This is a genomic window from Mycoplasmopsis bovigenitalium, from assembly GCF_900660525.1.
GTDB classification, from domain to species: domain Bacteria; phylum Bacillota_I; class Bacilli_A; order Mycoplasmatales; family Metamycoplasmataceae; genus Mycoplasmopsis; species Mycoplasmopsis bovigenitalium.
The window spans coordinates 22,020-40,615 of the sequence record NZ_LR214970.1; the positions used below are offsets into that span (position 1 = coordinate 22,020).

The 18,596-nt window shown below is 29.1% G+C and carries 13 protein-coding genes, 1 tRNA gene and 1 pseudogene; 11 read left to right on the plus strand and 4 right to left on the minus strand.

All coding sequences use genetic code 4. The features are described 5' to 3' along the window. Window positions 1-98 precede the first annotated feature (98 nt). From parE to EXC34_RS03770, 5 genes and pseudogenes are all read left to right on the plus strand, one after another. Window positions 99-2,009, plus strand: coding sequence for a DNA topoisomerase IV subunit B (parE, locus tag EXC34_RS00120; RefSeq protein WP_129687393.1), 1,911 nt, complete (start codon window positions 99-101; stop codon window positions 2,007-2,009). An 11-nt stretch (window positions 2,010-2,020) separates the two neighbouring features. After that, a complete protein-coding gene (gene parC / locus EXC34_RS00125) occupies window positions 2,021-4,600 on the plus strand; it encodes a DNA topoisomerase IV subunit A (RefSeq protein ID WP_129687394.1) in 2,580 nt (859 codons plus the stop codon). Window positions 4,601-4,609: 9 nt separating this feature from the next. Next, window positions 4,610-5,023 carry an MAG4940 family membrane protein gene (locus EXC34_RS00130; protein WP_129687395.1) on the plus strand — a complete coding sequence of 138 codons (414 nt, stop codon included), beginning with the start codon at window positions 4,610-4,612 and terminating at the stop codon, window positions 5,021-5,023. Beyond that, on the plus strand, window positions 4,990-5,508 hold the full coding sequence (locus tag EXC34_RS00135; protein ID WP_129687396.1) for an MAG4940 family membrane protein: 519 nt from the start codon (window positions 4,990-4,992) through the stop codon (window positions 5,506-5,508). The genes EXC34_RS00130 and EXC34_RS00135 overlap by 34 nt, the downstream gene beginning before the upstream one ends. Before the next feature lie 14 nt (window positions 5,509-5,522). Further along, a pseudogene (locus EXC34_RS03770) lies at window positions 5,523-7,726 on the plus strand (MSC_0775 family lipoprotein). 56 nt (window positions 7,727-7,782) lie between these two features. Here the strand turns inward: EXC34_RS03770 and rbfA are convergent. After that, entirely contained in the window at window positions 7,783-8,127 is a 345-nt protein-coding gene (gene rbfA / locus EXC34_RS00155; protein ID WP_004420690.1) for a 30S ribosome-binding factor RbfA, read from the minus strand. Window positions 8,128-8,292: 165 nt separating this feature from the next. After that, entirely contained in the window at window positions 8,293-8,853 is a 561-nt protein-coding gene (locus EXC34_RS00160; protein ID WP_129687400.1) for an inorganic diphosphatase, read from the minus strand. A gap of 121 nt (window positions 8,854-8,974) precedes the next feature. Here EXC34_RS00160 and lpdA point away from each other — a divergent pair, with 121 nt between their 5' ends. From lpdA to EXC34_RS00180, 4 genes are all read left to right on the plus strand, one after another. Further along, window positions 8,975-10,426, plus strand: a complete 1,452-nt coding sequence (gene lpdA / locus EXC34_RS00165; RefSeq protein WP_129687401.1) for a dihydrolipoyl dehydrogenase — start codon at window positions 8,975-8,977, stop codon at window positions 10,424-10,426. Window positions 10,427-10,500: 74 nt separating this feature from the next. After that, window positions 10,501-11,133: a TyrS-associated PheT N-terminal domain-related protein TapR gene (tapR, locus tag EXC34_RS00170; RefSeq protein ID WP_129687402.1), complete on the plus strand. Its 633-nt coding sequence runs from the start codon at window positions 10,501-10,503 to the stop codon at window positions 11,131-11,133. Window positions 11,134-11,140: 7 nt separating this feature from the next. Further along, window positions 11,141-12,379 carry a tyrosine--tRNA ligase gene (tyrS, locus tag EXC34_RS00175; RefSeq protein WP_129687403.1) on the plus strand — a complete coding sequence of 413 codons (1,239 nt, stop codon included), beginning with the start codon at window positions 11,141-11,143 and terminating at the stop codon, window positions 12,377-12,379. A gap of 11 nt (window positions 12,380-12,390) precedes the next feature. Then, window positions 12,391-12,464 (plus strand) — tRNA-Thr (locus EXC34_RS00180). Between the two features lie 66 nt (window positions 12,465-12,530). On the opposite strand, the gene EXC34_RS00185 is transcribed toward EXC34_RS00180, so the two are convergent. Both EXC34_RS00185 and EXC34_RS00190 read right to left on the minus strand, forming a co-directional pair. Then, window positions 12,531-13,721, minus strand: coding sequence for an acetate/propionate family kinase (locus EXC34_RS00185; RefSeq protein WP_129687404.1), 1,191 nt, complete (start codon window positions 13,719-13,721; stop codon window positions 12,531-12,533). Continuing rightward, the gene (locus EXC34_RS00190) at window positions 13,721-14,686 is read right to left on the minus strand and encodes a phosphate acyltransferase (protein ID WP_129687405.1); all 966 of its coding nucleotides are present in this window, start codon (window positions 14,684-14,686) and stop codon (window positions 13,721-13,723) included. Before EXC34_RS00190 ends, EXC34_RS00185 begins: the two co-directional genes overlap by 1 nt. A gap of 590 nt (window positions 14,687-15,276) precedes the next feature. Between EXC34_RS00190 and EXC34_RS00195 the strand changes: the two genes are divergently transcribed. Together EXC34_RS00195 and EXC34_RS00200 are read left to right on the plus strand one after the other, a co-directional pair. After that, window positions 15,277-17,298, plus strand: coding sequence for a S8 family serine peptidase (locus tag EXC34_RS00195; protein ID WP_165001201.1), 2,022 nt, complete (start codon window positions 15,277-15,279; stop codon window positions 17,296-17,298). Beyond that, the gene (locus tag EXC34_RS00200) at window positions 17,298-18,362 is read left to right on the plus strand and encodes a hypothetical protein (RefSeq protein ID WP_129687407.1); all 1,065 of its coding nucleotides are present in this window, start codon (window positions 17,298-17,300) and stop codon (window positions 18,360-18,362) included. The genes EXC34_RS00195 and EXC34_RS00200 overlap by 1 nt, the downstream gene beginning before the upstream one ends. Window positions 18,363-18,596 lie beyond the last annotated feature (234 nt).

Consider the following 18,596-nt stretch of genomic DNA (forward strand, 5'->3'; position numbering starts at 1 on the left):
AAATTATTGTTAAAAATCAATAAATATTGAAAATTTTAATTTATGTATTATTAATATAAATTTTTTAATTAATTCAAAAAATATTACAATTATAAAATATGTATAAATATGATGAAAATAGTATTCAACAATTAAAAGGGCTTGAAGCTGTTCGCAAAAGACCAGGTATGTATATTGGTAGTACTGATGTCAATGGATTACACCATTTAGTTTGAGAAATCGTAGATAACTCAATTGACGAGGCACTAGGCGGGTTTGCCACTGAAATTTCAGTTACTTTGACAAAAAGTGGGTCGGTAATCGTAGAGGATAATGGGCGTGGAATACCCGTGGGAAAAACTGAAACAGGTAAAACTGCTGTTGAAAGAGTTTTCACTGAACTTCATACTGGTGGTAAATTTGATAGCAGCGCCTATAAAACTTCAGGTGGTCTTCACGGTGTTGGTGCATCAGTTGTAAATGCACTAAGTCACAAACTAATAGCAACAGTTCAACGCGATGGCCAAGTTTATGAAACAATTTTTGAGAATGGCGGCGAGGATATAACTCAACGAACTAAAATAATCAAAAAATCTAACAAAACTGGAACTCGTGTTGAATTTTGACCAAATTATGATGTTTTTAAGCGTTCTAAATTTAGTTACGAAAAGATTTCTGAGCGCTTGCGTGAAAGTAGTTTTTTAATTGCAGGACTTAAAATAACTCTTAAAGACGAAACAAAAGATTTGTTTAATGAGTTCAAATTTGAAAATGGAATTAGTGCTTTTGTTGAATTTATGAATGATTCAAAAACGCCGATTGGCGAAATTTATAGCTTTAAAGAAACAAAAAAAGAAATAGAAGTCGAATGTGGTTTTCAATATACTGACAGCTATAATGAAACAATTTTGTCTTTTGTTAACAATGTTAAAACCAAAGATGGCGGGACTCACGAAGTTGGACTTAAAACAGCACTAACGAAATTATTCAATGAAATTGCAATGGATGAAAAAATTATCAAAGGCAAAAATACCTTTGATGGTGAAGACATTCGCGAAGGTTTAACTATTATAATTAGTGTAAAAATTCCCGAAAAATATCTTGAATTTGTCAGTCAAACTAAGGATAAATTAGGTACACCTGAAGCCAAAAGCGCTGTTGAGGAAGTTGCTTTTAAACATCTAAAAATTTGGTCAGTTGAAAATAAACCACTAGTTAAAAAAATACTTGACAAAATCAAAAAAGCAGCCGAAGCTCGCGCAAGCGCGCGCAAAGCAAGACTTGAAGCGCGTTCTACAAAAAATGCTTTAAAAGAAAAACAAATTTTAAGTGGAAAATTAACCCCTGCACAATCAAAAAATCCTGCTGAAAAAGAATTGTTTTTAGTGGAAGGGGATTCTGCAGGCGGTACTGCCAAAAAAGGTAGAAATAGAAAATTTCAAGCTATTTTACCTCTTCGTGGAAAAGTTTTGAATACAGAAAAAGCAAGGCTTTATGACATTTTAAAAAATGAAGAAATAGCGACAATAATTAATACCATTGGCGCTGGTGTTGGCGAAGATTTTGATATTAAAAAAGCACAATATAGCAAAGTTGTTATTATGACTGACGCCGATACCGATGGCGCTCATATTCAAATTTTACTTTTAACATTCTTTTTTAGACACATGCGTCAATTGGTTGATGCAGGAATGGTCTACATTGCATTGCCGCCTTTATTTAAGATTTCCAACAAGTCAAAACAAGTTACATATGCTTGAGATGAAAGTGAATTAAGAGAACTTTTAAGTGACCCAAAATTCAAAAATTCTGAAATTCAAAGATACAAAGGTCTTGGTGAAATGAATGCCGACCAAATTTGAGAAACAACTATGGACCCTGAAACTAGAACCTTAATCCAAGTTCGTATCAATGATGTTTCATTAGCGGAAAGAAGAGTTTCTACATTAATGGGGGATAATCCAGAATCGAGAAAAGAGTGAATTAATGCTAATGTTGAATTCACAATGGAAGATGATTTTACATATTAAGGAGGCAATAAATGAAAAAAGATATCAAGTCTAAAATTGACCAAATTATTGAAAAGATTGTTTCCGAAAATATTGATTCAGTAATGGAAGATCGTTTTAGTCGCTATTCAAAATACATTATTCAGCAAAGAGCGTTGCCTGATATCCGTGATGGTCTAAAACCAGTTCAAAGAAGAATACTTTATTCAATGAGTGATTTAGGCTTGTTATCAAGCAAACCATTCAAAAAATCAGCTAGAGTTGTTGGAGATGTTATTGGTAAATATCACCCACATGGAGATAGTTCGATTTATGAAGCAATGGTAAGGATGGCTCAAGATTGAAAAATGGGACAAACCTTAATTGAGATGCATGGTAATGTTGGTAGTATTGATGATGACCCGGCAGCCGCAATGCGTTATACTGAGGTGCGATTAGAAAAAATCAGTGAATATATCCTTGGAGATTTAAAGAAAAATACAGTTAAATTTGCACCAAACTTTGATGATAGCGAAAAAGAACCAGTAGTTTTACCTTCAATAATTCCTAATTTATTATTAAATGGAGCTAAAGGTATTGCGTCAGGTTTTGCAACCGAAATTATGCCTCATAATTTGAACGAAATCATTGATGCTACAATTGAAAAGATAAAAAATCCAACTGCAACTCTTGAACAATTAATGAAATTTATTAAAGGTCCAGATTTCCCAACTGGTGGGACTATTTTCGGTACACAAGGAATTTATGAAGGTTTTGAGCTTGGTAAAGGTAGACTAACTTTAGTATCAAAATACAAAATTTATGATGATAATAAATTTAAGTACATTGAAATTTTTGAGATTCCATATGGGGTTGTAAAATCTAAATTAGTTAAAGATATTGATTTATTGATTGCAAACGAAAATATTAATGGATTAATTGAAGTTAAGGATATGTCTGACAGGGATGGGATTAGCATCTTAATTACACTTGATAAGAATAGCAATGTTGACACAATATTGAACTTTTTATTGCAAAAGACTGAAATGCAGGTTTATTTAAACTCAAATAATGTTGCTATTGTTGATAATTCACCAAAATTATGTGGTTTACATCAGTTGCTTAACTCATATATTAGTCACGTTAAAGAGGTCAAAACTAAAACACTTCAATATGATTTAGCAAAATATAAAGCGCGGCTAGAAATTGTTCAAGGTTTTATTAAAGTTTCAGAAATTACTGATGAAGTAATAAAAGTTATTCGTGAAAGTGAAAATGGGAAACAAGGTGTTATTGAGAATTTAATTAAACACTTTGCATTTACAAATAATCAAGCTTCTGCAATCGCTGAATTAAGATTGTACAAACTTTCTAAAACCGACAAACAAGCATTTTTACAAGAAGAAATTGAATTGTTGGAGTTAATAAAAAAATGCGAAATTTTATTAACTCACCCAAGCAAATTTGATCAATGAATAATTGAATTATTAAAAGAAATTAAGAAAGAATTCGGAAAACCACGTAAAACTGAAATAGTTAATGAACAAATAAAAATTAAGTACAGTGAAGCTGATTTAGTTGTTGATGAAGAAGCGGTATTAACAATTTCAAAACACGGTTATATAAAAAGGTTTTCAAACAGAGTTTATGAATCGAATGATTGAACTACCTTTGGAGTAAAAGAAGAAGATTCAATAATATTTTCAAATAGAACAAGAACAACCAACACCTTGTTACTATTTACAAATTTAGGTAATTATGCTTTAATTCCTGTTTATAAGATAAATGAGGCTAAATGAAAAGAATATGGGAATCATTTGTCAGAATTTGTAGAGTTAAAAACAGGTGAAGAACTTGTGTCAGCAATTGAAATTAAGGACTTTAACGATAACTTGTATGTTGTGTTACTTTCAAGACAAGGACAAGGTAAAAGAGTTCTATTAAAAGATTTTGAGGTTTCTAGAAATAATAAAGCATTCAATGCAATTAGTTTAAAAGCTGATGACCAATTAGTGGGTGCAAAATTATCTAATGGTTTTGGCGATATTTTGATAGTTACTGATTTTGGACTTGCTTCAAAATATAGCGAAAATGACATGCAAATTTATGGCACTAAGGCCTCAGGCGTTAAATCTTGCTTTTTATCTGGTGCGGATTTAGTGGCAGATTTTGCAATTGTTAATGATGAAAATTTAGTGGCGCTAATTGACGAAAATAAACATATTAAGATTGTAAAGGTCGAAAATATTCAACCAATATCTAAGAAACATTTAGGAAAACCAATCTTCAAGCAATTTAAAACTGCTCCGATAAATGTTAAGTCAATTAACGTTGTTGACCAATATAGTGAACTTTTTGTAAAAAATACAAATAACGAGACATATATTGAATTAATTAAAAACTATCCAACATCAAAAGTTGGTGAAGGATTTTCAAAAATTAAGATTGAAAACATTCAAAAAATAACATTCAAAATAGTCTGCCAAGAACTTCAAAAACCTACAGACGAAAAAGTTTCTTATGAAAAAAACACTGAACAAGAAGACAAAATAATTGAAAATGCTCAAAAAACAATTGATAGCATTCTTGACATGGATGTTGAAGCAATACTAAAAAAATATGAAATTAAGTAAGGGGGGAACATGTTTAATACACCTGGTTCAGCACTAAAAGTATATTGAAATCCAACTGTTTTTAGTTTTGAAATAATAAGTGTGTTTTTGATTGTTTATTTATTGCTAATTTGAAAATTGATTGCAATAATGAATAAAAAACAACATAATAAATTATTTATGTCGAGCGGTTATATTGTCGTTATTGCAATTGCTATATTATTCCCATTTGGATTAGGCAGTATAGGAGCTAAAACAGCAATTTATCCATTTATAAATCCATTTAATATAATAACAAATAGCATTATTAAAGGATACGGAGTAATTGGTCAATCTAAACAACCTCCCGCACCACTTTTAAAAGGTATTCCATACATTTTTGGGGGGCAAATTATTGTGCATTGATTGGTTTGATTCTGTTTTGAGTTTCGTTTAAAGGAATAAAAAGCTACTTTAAAAATAATGAAGATTATTCCGAGTTAAAAAACTACAGTTTTTACCAGTTTTTTAAAAGTGACACAAAAACAAATTTTGGTTCATGAGGTACAAAAGAGATTGTATTCATTGCGCTTTTTGTTTTAGCAACAACCTTTACAGGTTTTATAAACAAAACTAATTATGATACAAACCATTTCCAAGTTGTTTTAATTCAAATTTTACTAATTGGATTCATAACAATAATTTCATCATATTTTGGATATTTTGAATTCCACTTGTTATTCCCATTAATTATAATTTTTGTCCAAACTATTGAACTTATCGGATTAAAAGGCAATAAAGAAGCCAGAAAAGAGCTTAAAAAACAATATTTAAATAGTTTTTTAAGATTTATTTTTATAACAATTGTTTCAATAATAATTCCAATTTTAGTTGGCTTTATGGTTATTGCAATTAAAATAAAACAGAATGTTAATATTTCACTTTCATAATATTTGGAGCATATATGAAAAAGTATAAAAAAATTCTAGCCCAATTAAGTTTAATAGCCAGTTTTCCATTTCTTGTAGCGTCATGCATACAACAAGAAAAGCAAGATTCGCGAAAACAAGGATCAGCACAACAAAACAGTAAATTGTTAGTTTTTAACAGAACCCAAAACAAAGAAGACCAAAATTACGAACTTTATAATCAAGTTTACACTCTTTCACAAATTAATGAATATTTTGAAAAGAATAGAAATTATGATTTATTTAAATACACAGAAGGCGGCTCGCCAGAAACTGTTGAGTTTAAGAACATGATGGCCAACAATTACATGTATAAATACATGAAATTTGACGAAAATCAATTTAAAAATATTGTAAAAAGTAAATTTAATATAAGTGATAAAGTATTAAATAAACTTAAATTTAAGGTTGACTATAGCAATGTTTATAGGGATTTAGGTAACAATTTTGATGTAAAAGTTCCTATTATTATTAGACTTGATTTAGAAAATCATGAAAAAGCAAATTATCCAAAAGGATTATATAGTCAGCAAACAATTAATGTCTATTTAAAAAACGTCAAGATGTCTAGTAATGAAGAAAAAAATCTTAAAGAACTTAAAGATTCAATTAAGAACATTGAAGCAATTAATGCTCAAGATTTCACAACTTCAATAAACATTGATGATTCACACAAAGAATTGATCGAGAAATATGGAATTAATGAATTAAATTCCAAGCAAATTTCAACAATTTTTAATACCCAAAACAAGAAATTTAATAAATAGCAGAACAACTAAAAGCAAAAAATATTGAGATTAAGGCTACTGTTAATAAAGTATATTTCGATGAAAAAGAACCTAACTTCATCAGAATCAATTTAAGAATAGGGGCTAAACATAATGGTAAAGAAAAAAACTTTAATGAATTCGGATTTGATTTACCTGTTTTAGTAAACATTGAGAATAATGAATATTTAAAACAATTAAAACTTGCAGAATCAATCAAAGTTAAAACAGTTGTTAACCCTGATATAAATACTGACTTATCTAAGATAACAAGCGATGATTTACTTGTTGAATTTAATAATGAAAGCATTGAAAAAATTGAATTAGATAAAATCACCTCAAATAATTTTAGATCTGCAGCAGTTAGTCTTAATGTTAAGTTGAAAAATACTGAAAAACCATTGAAATTGGTCAAAATGTTAGGAACACAGAATTATGGTCTGCTTTATAGTGAAGAATTTACAAAAAACAACATTCAAGCATATAATTTTGAAATGAATAGACTAACTCAAGAATTATTGCCAAGCATCAATAAAGACTTTTTCGGTCACTATAAATCTGAATTATTTACGGGCGGTTATGGAACTTCAAGGTCATTTTATTCAGAAAAAGTAAAAACCCCTAGCTTTTTACACTGGGGAGAAGACTATTTAGCCCCTGATTTTCAACCAGTATTGATGCCATTTGATGGCGAGTTAATTGGTGTTTACGAAATTGAACAAAAGAGAGAGTTTGAGGGCGTAGGGACTGTAGCTTTAATAAAAGTTAAACATGATAAATTGAATTTAACTCCAAGAGAAAGAGAAATTTATTTAGACCCTTCTGTTGATTACGTTTACATTGGTTACATTCATTTGGATGGGGCTAAAACACTTAATAATTCTGAACTTGGCTTAAGTTCTCAGCAATATTCAAAAAGTGGCAAAAACTATTTTGTAGCTCCGCAAGCTTCTCCAAAAAATCCAATTAGTGTTAATAAAAATCAAATAATTGGTTTTTTAGGAAATAATGCTTCAAATGGCGGTTGGATGTCGCATGCCCATGTTAATTTCTATGCAAGAATAAAAAAATCTACAACAGAAAACTACTTTACCAAAGACACAAGAACTGACATATCGGACAAAAGATTAAAAGATTATTTGAATTTTAGTGATCAAAAAAATGTTAATTACATAATTCACAATATAGGTGTTTTTGGCAACGCACTGAATAGTAAAAATGATGTAGTTTATCCTGTAGATCCTAAAACAGGTGAAAAAATTAAAAACTCCAAAGCTATTGAAAGTGAAATTTTATACTACAAAAAAAGTTTAAGTAAATACGAGCAAGAAGTAAAAAGAGGATATTCAGATCCAAATATAATTTTTAAACTTCGTGACCAGAGAACTTTATCATTTAGTGTTGATGACACATTTAATATAAAAACTCAATAATGCGGGAAAAGCCGCATTTTTATTTAAAAAACCGGGGAACCCGGTTTGAAAATGAATTAATCATTTTCGTGTTTGATTTGCTCTAAAATTTTTTCAATTTTCATAGCGCCATCAATGACGGTATCTAGCTCAAAATGAAGTTCAGGAACTTTGCGTCAATCTAGAGAGTGCGCCAGTGTTTTTCTTATAAAACCAGCAGCGTTTCTAATTGCCTCAATTCCATCACTTGATTTTTCACTAAAGGTTACAAATACTTTAGCATGTGAAGAATCGGCAGAAAGTTCACAATCAACAACAGTTGGATTGATAATATTTGAATTAGTTAATTCTGTTGTTACAATCTGAGCAATCATTGTTTTAAGTTGACTTTCTTTTCTTAGTGCATTTATACTTTTACTCATAATTCTTTCTTTCTAGTAATTGTATTTAGGAGCTACCAACTCCTTATTTAAATTATATTATTTAATGTTGATATTGCCGACTAAAAGGAATTTTTTAATAAATTTAAGATATTTTCTTTTGGATTTTTTATTGAAAAATAAAACCCCTTTTAAAAGGGGTAAGAATTAAAATTCGTATTTTTCTGGGTGCTCTTTCATCATTTTAGCAACGAATTCTTTTTTAGGCATTTTTCCGTATTCATTCATTAAATGAGTACATTCGTCAAGTTCTTCCAATGCTCATTCAATACCTTCAAAACCTGTAACTTTTGTTGAACCAGGTTTTTTTCAGTTTTTGTAGTTGTTAAAAAATGTTTCAACATCTCTTAAGAATGGTTCAGGAAGCTCCTCAAGTTTATTGATTGAGTCTAAACGATAATCATCAGCATGAACTGCGATCAATTTTGTATCAGTTTCGCCCGAATCAATCATTTTCATTGCTCCGATAATTCTTGCGTTTAATACAACTCCAGGAATGAATTTTTCTGGTGAATAAACTAAAACATCTAATTCATCACCATCTCAGTCGAGAGCATTAGGAATAAACCCGTAGTTAGCTGGGTAAACAAAATCTCCTCTTAAAATTCTATCAACGTGAATTTGACCATCTGCACGGTCAAATTCGTATTTAATATTTGATCCCTTTGGGATTTCAATTTTAATTTCAATAACATTATTTTTTGACATATTCTAATTATAAATATTTTGTGGAAATTTAAGATAAAAAGCCCTTTTTAATTTGTGAAATTGATTTCTTAATTATAATATGTTTATTATTTTATATTAGCTTATTTAAAAGGGGAAAAATATGAAAAAAGCTTTTAGCGAAAAAGGTGTTCAATACACTGGACACATTGATGAAGAATTTGATGTAATTGTCGTTGGAGCTGGCCCTGGGGGTTATTTAGCTGCTGAAGAATTAGGAAAATCAGGCAAAAAAACATTGATTATTGAAAAAGAATTCTGAGGTGGTGTTTGTTTAAATGTTGGATGTATTCCAACTAAAGCAATGTTAGCTTCTGCTCACGTAATTGACACAATAAAAGATGCTGCTAGCTATGGAATTGTTGCAAACTTAGAAGATATCAAGATTGACAACCAAGCAACTTGAATAAAAATGCACGAAAGAAAAGCTGCTGTTGTTAAACAAATTTCAGGCGGTGTAAAAATGCTTATGAAAGGAAGCAAAGTTACTATTGCTGAAGGGACTGCTGAGTGATTAGCATCTCACGTTGTCAAAGTAAACGATAAAATTTACAAAGCTCAAAATATTATTATGGCAATGGGAAGCCGTGCACGTAAACTTGATAAATTACAAGGCTTTGAACAAGGATATAAAGATTTCAAAGTTCTATCTTCAAAAGAAGCAATCAATTTTGATAAAGAATTACCAAAATCAGTTGTTATTGTAGGTGGTGGAGTTATTGGTGTTGAATTTGCACAAGTTTTTGCAACAGCAGGCTCAAAAGTAACAATTATTCAAAATACAGATTCATTACTAACTGGATTAGATAAAGACGTTATTAAAGAAATTACAAAACACTTTACAGCTCGTGGAATTGAAGTAATTTACAATGCGTCAACAACAGCACTAAATGATCAAAAAGAACTTGTTTACGAAACAAATGGTGAAACTAAAACAATTTCTGCTGATGTATATCTAATCGCTGTTGGACGTATTCCAAACTCTCAAAATCTAGAAAATACAGGTGTTGAAATTGGACAAAGACAAGAAGTCATTGTTGATGAATACCTAAGAACTAATGTTGAAGGTGTTTATGCGATTGGTGATTTAACTGCTCAAAACATGTTGGCACACGTTGCATATCAACATGCATTAACTGCGGTTGCTCATATTTTAGGACACGATGTTAAATACGAATTGAGCAAACCAGTCCCAGGCTGCATTTACACACATCCTGAAATTTCAATCATTGGTATTACTGAAGAAAAAGCTAAAGAACTTGGCTATGACGCATTTTCATCAAAATATTCATTTGGTTACTTAGGAAAAGGTATTGCAACTCGTGACACATCAGGATTCTGTAAACTAGTTGTAGACAAAGCAACAGGGTTAATTCTAGGTGCTTCAATTGTAGGAGCTAACGCAACTGACTATATTGCTGAAATTGGACTTGCTATGGAACATAAACTAACTGTATCAGATGTTACATACACAACTCACCCTCACCCAACATTCAATGAAATTGTTTGAGAGGCAGTAAGAGCGGCACACTTAAAAATGGAATTATCAAAATAACAACACCTAACAAGCTGCAAGGCTTGTTTTTTATTAATTGTATATATTAATAATTAAATGTATATAATTAGACTATGGCTATTTTAATAAACTTAAACAAAAATTTTTACAATACTTATGAGGTTGTATTTGATTGCAACATTTTGACTAATTCAATCGAAAAGATAAATGAATCAGGAACATTATATGTTTATAATTTTGATTCCCAAACTAAAAAAGTTGGATATGTATCAATTGTTAGCGAAAAAGAATTAACAAACAAGCAATGGTCTATTGTGAACCAAAATCTTTTTGAGAAGATATTAGTTAATTGTCCAACTTCATTAGTGATTGAAGATAAGGCAAATATTAAAATTGGTAAAATTGTTGCTCGAAACACTCATCCTAAATCAGATAAATTATTTATACTTGATGTTGATTTTGGCGCCGAAATAAACAAAATAGTTACAAATACATTGTATACAACAACTGAAAAATATTTGGCTTGATATCAGTCGGGAAGTATTACTCCACAAGGTATGGAAATCAAAACAAATGAAGTTATGGGTATTTCGAGTGACGGAATGCTATGTAGTGCAAAATCATTGGGTTTAAATGATAAAGAAAACTTATTTGAAAATGATGTAATTAATAATATTCCAATTGAATCGAAAAATGAGTATATTGGTAAAAATATTGAAGTAGTTTATAAAGAATTGTTATGCTAGGAGAATCATGAAATTTTTAGATGAATTAAAAACCAGGGGAATATTAAAACAAATTAGTAATGAAGAAAAATTTAATAACCTTGAACCTTCAAAAATTAATGTTTACGCTGGCTTTGACCCAACCGCTGAGAGTCTACACTTAGGAAATTACATTATTATTTCTGTATTAAAAAGATTTCAAAAAGCGGGCTTCAACACTATTGCGCTAATTGGTGGTGCTACTGGAATGATTGGCGATCCTTCGTTTAGAGATTCTGAACGAAAATTATTGAATAATGAACAAGTTCATTTAAATAAATCTAAAATCAAAAATCAGTTAGAAAGTTTTGGTTTAACTGTTTTTGATAACTATGATATTTATAAAAATATGAATATTTTAGATTTTTTAAGAGAAGCAGGAAAATTAGTAAATATTTCGTATATGTTGGCTAAGGATTCTGTTTCATCTAGAATTGAAAGAGGTTTATCATTCACAGAGTTTACATACCAATTATTGCAGGGATATGACTTTTTACATTTATATGAAAATCATAATGTTCGTGTTCAAGTTGGCGGTTCTGACCAATGAGGGAATATAACTACTGGTCTAGATATAATAAGCGATGTTGTTGATGAAAAAGAAGCCAAAGCTGTTGGAATAACTATTGATTTATTAACTGATGAAAATGGTCACAAAATTGGTAAAAGTACTGGTGGCGGGTCTCTATGGTTAGATAAAAAAATGGCATCTCCATTTCAAATGTATCAATACTTATTTAATAAAAGTGACGCAGTGGTTGAAAAATTATTATTGTGATTAACTTTCATTGAAATTGACGAAATTAAACAAATTATGATTGAGCACGCAAAAAATCCTTCAAATCACTATGCACAATATAAACTTGCGTTTGCGGTTGTTAGTGATATTTTTGGCGAACAAGAAGCTATTAATTCCCTTAACATCACAAAGATATTATTTGATAAAACATTTGATGCAACACAGCTTAAAGTTGAAGAAATTGAAAACTTGGAAAATTACTTAAAAGTTGCTAATTTATCAATTGGAGACAACATTATTGATTCATTAATTAAGCAAAATATTATAAGTTCTAAACGAGAAGCAAGAGAATTTATTGAAAACAATGCGCTTAAAATCGATGGCAAAAACATAGAAGAAAGCACCATTTATGAACCACAAAATTACTCTAAAAAATATGCCATCTTTAAAAAAGGGAAAAAACAAACAATATTATTAAAAACAGTTTAGTGCTGTTTTATGCCGGATTCGCTTAGTGGTAAAGCAGCTGACTCGTAATCAGTAGCCACGAGTTCGATTCTCGTATTCGGCACCATATGCACATTGCAAAATTCAAACAAAAAAGTTAACCATTTTGTGTTAACTTTTTTGTTTGAGAAAATTAGAATTTATTTTTCATTAAATTTTTAGCGTATTTTGCAATAACAATTTCTTCATCTGTTTTTACCTTATAAATAGGAAATTCAGAACCATCGGTCGAAATTTTTAGATAGTCATCATAAGACATATTGTTTTTTGGCATTGAAATTTTAATTCTATGAGCATTAATTCCTTGAACAATCATGTCTCTAATTATTTTGTCATTTTCACCGATTCCAGCAGTAAAGACAAGTGCGTCAATGCGTGGTCCAATTTTGTTTAAATAATTTGCTATATAATCAATACATCTTGCAACAAACATATCAATTGCTAATTTAGCATTTTTATCAGTGTTATAAACTTTGTGTAAATCTCTAATATCGTTTGATATTCCAGAAATACCTAATAAACCTGATTTTTTAACCATCATATCTTGAACTTCTTGAATATCAGCGCCCTCAACCCTAACCAAATAATCAGTAATACCTGGGTCAATTCCGCCAGCTCTAGTTCCCATCATTAAGCCATCATATGAGCTGAATCCGACTGTAATATCAATTGATTTGGAATCTTTAATTGCACAAATGGAACTACCAGATCCAAGGTGAGCAACAACTATATTAACTTTCTTTTTGTTTAGAACTTTTTCCATTTTGTGAGTAATATAATCGTGGCTTAAACCATGATATCCAAATTTATAAATGTGGTATTTTTTAGCTCAATCTTTATTGATTGCAAAATTTCTTGTTATTTCAGGTAATGTTGTGTGGAATGCTGTGTCTTGGCAAATAACTTTTGTAACTTTAGGCAAACATTCTTCAAACGCGCCAACTGCATCTAGTGTTGCGGGCGCGTGCAAAGGTATAAATTTTGCAGCCTCCTCGATACCTTTTTTAACTTCATTATCGTAAACAACTGGCGATAAAAACTTATGACCTGAATAAGGGGTTCTAAAGCCAATCACTTCGATTTCATCGAAGTTGTGTATTATGTTGTATTTTTCTCAAAGTTTCATTAGTTCACGAACAGCTGTTGTGTGGTCTGGCATATCAACTTTATGTTCATAAGATTTGTTGTCGTATTTAATAATAATGTTACCGTCTAGTCTTATTCTTTCACAAAGCCCTTTTGCTAGTAATTCAAGCCTAGTATATGAATAAAGAGCTCATTTTAAACTTGAACTTCCTGCATTAATTGTTAATATTTTTTTCATTATAAGAAATCATAACCTTTCAAAATAGTTATTGAAGCAACATCGATTACATCTTGAACTGTTGCTCCACGACTAAAATCATTGATTGCACCGTTTACACCAACCATAATAGCACCTACTGCACCATAATCACCCATTCTTTGTGCAATTTTGCAGCCAATATTGCAGCTTTCAAGGTTAGGGAATACGAATATTCCTGCTGGTTTTTGTGTTGCGGTTGGGAATTTTTTAGATCTAACATTTAAGTCGTATGCTGAGTCAAATTGAAGTTCACCTTCAATAATTTCCAATCCTTTTTCCATTGAAATTTTTACAGCTTCTCTTACTAAATCTGGGTTTTCTCCTTTGCCAGAACCATTAGTTGAATAAGTTAAAAAACCAGCTAAAGGATTCATATCCATTGATTTTGCAAAATCAATGGCATTTGTTGCAATATCAACTAATTGGTTAACATCTGGTTTTTGAACTGTTGAAGGGTCCGTAAAAATAATTTTTTCTTCACCTTTGTGCATAACAATAACTGAAGACATTGTTTTAATTCCTGGTTTAGGACCTACGCACTTAAATGCAGCTCTTAAAATATCTTGTGTTGAATAAATCAACCCGCCAACTGCACTTTCAACTTCTTTTGTTCTAATCATCATTGCACCAAAATATGGTCTATAGGCACATAATTTTTTGCAAGTTTCTAAATCTTCTTTACCTTTTCTTAATTCAAACATTTTATTTGCATATTCATCGATTTTTTCTGATTGTTGCGACATTATTATGTTTTTTAATCCGTCTTCAACAACTTGTGATTCATTTTCTAAAAGCATTATTGGTTTAGCTAGTTTATTTTCTTGTAAAAATATTGCGGCTTCTCTTGATCTTTTATCATCACCGTCAATAAATAAAACACTTAGTACTCTATCTTTTGATTTTTTTGTTAATAAATTTTGAATGTGTTGACTAAAATTTGCCATAATTTCTCCTTATTATTTATATTTTATAATTTTATTATTAAAGTATGGAATTTTTTACATATTTTGGTTTTATATTTCATTTTTTTATTTTTATTAAATTTTTTCTAATTAGTAAATTTTTGTATTCAATATAAATATCAGTCTATAAGAAAAATTGATATTAAAAAATATCGTTTATAAAATAAAAAAAATTTTTCCATAAACAAATAATTGAATTTTTTGTTTAATGTATTTTAAATGGATTAAGTATAACTTCTGTATAAAAAATAACTACTATTTTATTCATTGATTATTGTGTATATTCATAACACATAACAAATCACAAAAAACAAATCTACCACTGGAAAAACAATTCAAACGTTCGTTGATTTTTTCTTTATTATTATCAAATTAATAGAAAATTTGGGTGCACTATTTTCACAATTCTTTCTTATATTTTTTAAATTGATTTTTGGCACTAATTTTAACAACTCTTACTAATGTGAAGAGTTTTACTTTAAGAATTTATAGTTATAGAATTAATGATTATCAATGGCACATGACATATAGCATTATAAATAGTATAATAAAGATAAGAGGATAATTTAATGATGAAAAAACTATTATTTAATATTTGCCCAGTTATTTTAGCCCCAGTTGTTTTGTCTGCTAAATATCACGAACCCAAAGATTTTACAAGTGAAGAATATTCGAAAATTAAAGATATTTATAGACCTTACTATCTAAAACACGCAGTTTATTATAACAGAGATGATGATTACGATAATGATATGAATAATTACAACAAGGTTGGTATTATAGAAGTAGAAAATTTTGATAGAAATTATTTATTATCTAGTGATCAAAATTTCCATTTTGATAATCATTCTAAAGATGCACAAACTAGCGATAACCACGGCTATGCTGTTACGTCAATTATTGGAACTGATTTAGGAATTAATAAAAATGCAAAATTGTATTATTCAACCCTCCCTACAAAGGGCTTTGTTGATCTTATAAAGGAAATGCATGAAAAGCATGATATAAAATTGTTTAATTTTAGTTTTAGTCGTAAATTATTGTGGCGAGAAGAAGGTGAGGAAAGCTTATTAAAATATGACAATAACAATATATCAATGAGCTACGAACTTAGGTCTTTTTTAGCACTAGCGCAATATCTTTTATATGAACTATATTTTATTGATACTTCATTTCGTAATTTAATTAACAAGGATATAGACGAATTTTACGGAAAAGTTAACAAGTATGCTGCTGAAAACGATATTAAAATTGTTAAATCTGCAGGAAATTTAAGTTATTATGACCACATCGACAAAATAAAACGTACTAAAAATTTTTTTCTTGAAAAATACTTTACAAATTCAAATTTTGATTTTGATAGATTAAAAACTGATTTTTTGGAAACTATTACAAGGGAAAATGCTAATAGTCAAAACATAACATATTTTAAAAAATATCTTACTAGTGTAAAAGATTCCCCAGAAAAATTAGGTAATTTTATAAAAAATATGGACCAAAATGAGAATATTTTAGAGGGTATTAATTTATGATCTACCGCAACAAATATGAGTTCATTCATAAATGTTGGCGCTGTAGACTTTAACAACTATCCTACTTATTTCACATCTTTTGATACAAAAAATAAAGATAATTCACCTTTAGTTTCTGCATATGGTTTAGGAATCGATGATGATCATGATAAAATTAAACATTTTTATAAAAATAAATATTATAGTGAGGACTATGAACTTGAAAAAACAAGCATTGATAATATAATTAATAAACTTCATGATACTGAAAGAATTAAAAAGTTAAATTATCTAAGACATTTTGACGGTACTAGCAAAGCAGCACCATTAGTAACTGGAATGCTATCTCTTTTACAATATAAGCTAAAAAGAAATTTATCTATTGCAGAAGCTAAAACAATTTTGGCTTCTAGCTCAATATATAGTCCCATAAAAGCTCTTAATTTTGAACTTTTTTTTGGCCATAATAAATCTTTGTGATTAGAATATTGGCGAAAAAATAAATCTAAATCCAAAACCGGTTATGGTGTGCCAAAATTTGAAAAAATGTACGATATATCAAGAAATAAAAGTTTTTTAAAATTAAACGATTTTATACGAGGAATTGAGAATCAAGACGGTAATCACTACATAAACATTTTCACGGATCATGATGTAAAACATAAGGGGAGACATTTTACTCATACAATATCAATTTCACCAACTAAGTCATTTAAAGAGTATGTTGAATCAAATACACTATTTACCAAGTGATTTTTAGGCAATTTAGAACCAAGTAACATTGATAATTTATATGATGTGTCGGGTGAGATTAAATTTGAATATACCCCTAACGAAGATGGGCAAACCAGTAAAGGAAGTAGAAAACATCAAAGCACATCAAATAACTCAAATACTGAGCGTTTATATTTTAATTTGCCAACTGATTTCGCACGTGGAAAATATAATCTTAGATTTGAATTAAATGAACTTAATTGATATGCAAAACAATATAAATTCATAAAATACAATTGATTAATTGCTGCATACAAAGACTATCTAAAAGATGCTGTTGATATTAGCTCTTATATGGAGGTCAAATAATGGTTAAATTATTACTGATTCCACTAATATTTCCGCTTTTAGCTGTTGGCAGCTGTGCCAATAAGTTTGAATATAGTGATGAACAAAAAAGAGTTCAAAAATTAATAAGCAGAGACTTTAAATTGAAATTTAATATAGAAAAAACAAAATTTTTCAAACCATTCATATACAATTTTTCTGTAACTGATAACGATGAACCTTATAAATATGAAGGCATATATCATTTATATAAAGATTTTTTTGAAAATATAGACAGTAAATCTTATTTTTATAACACGGAATATATATCATTTTTAGGACTAAATTCATTCGAGTTCAATAAAAAAACTTGAAAAGATTATCAACCACTTAGTTATATTAAAAATGAAAAATCTAGTGAAATTTCTTCCAATGTTATTTCGCTTGATAATTTCTTTCAAAATGAGTTTAATATTGAGTATCATTCGAACATATTCTATCAAGAGCCCTTGAATTATAAAGAAACAAAATATAAAATGCAATCTTATCGTGATTTTGTGCTGAGTCATTGAGAAAGACCACATATTAATGATGATCATTATGGCCAAATAGATTCAGGCAGAATAGGCAATAAGTATTGAATAGATAACAATTTTAATGGGACTTACGGAGATAAATCCACAGTATATAATGATTTCTATATCACAGATGTTAAAAAGTATAATGATAGTATAAAAATTTGATCAAGTAGTACTTTTGATCGTGATTACAATTATTCATATTCAATTAAAGATTTGGGTTCTGATGATGAATTTATTTTAAAACAAATTACTATTCGAAGAGACTTGAAATTGATGCCTTTTGGTCAATTTGTTAAGATATATAATAGAAAAAAACCAGCCCAAAATAACAACAAACAATTTCAAATAAACTATTTAAAAAATGATAAACAAGAAGGAAAAAGAAATATATATTTCATTGTTTCTCAAAACGAAGGCCACATTAATTTTGTTGCTAAGGCGATAAAACCAAAAGAACTAATAAATTTAGCACGACACTATTACGGTTCAAATAATGATGGCAAGGACATATTTATTTACATTTAAAATAGATAGATAAAAGCACTTATATTTAAAGGGATTTTTTTCTTTTTCAATTGAAAAATCAGTAAATAAGTCCAAAATGAAATCGTTTTCATTTTTATAAATATGAAATTAATTCTTTTTAATTTTATATTATAATTAAGAAAGCAATTTTATTATTTAATATTCGGATGCATACGATGTTAAGTTAAATAATAATTGCTAAATAAATTCGAATTTAGATTTAAAAATACATAG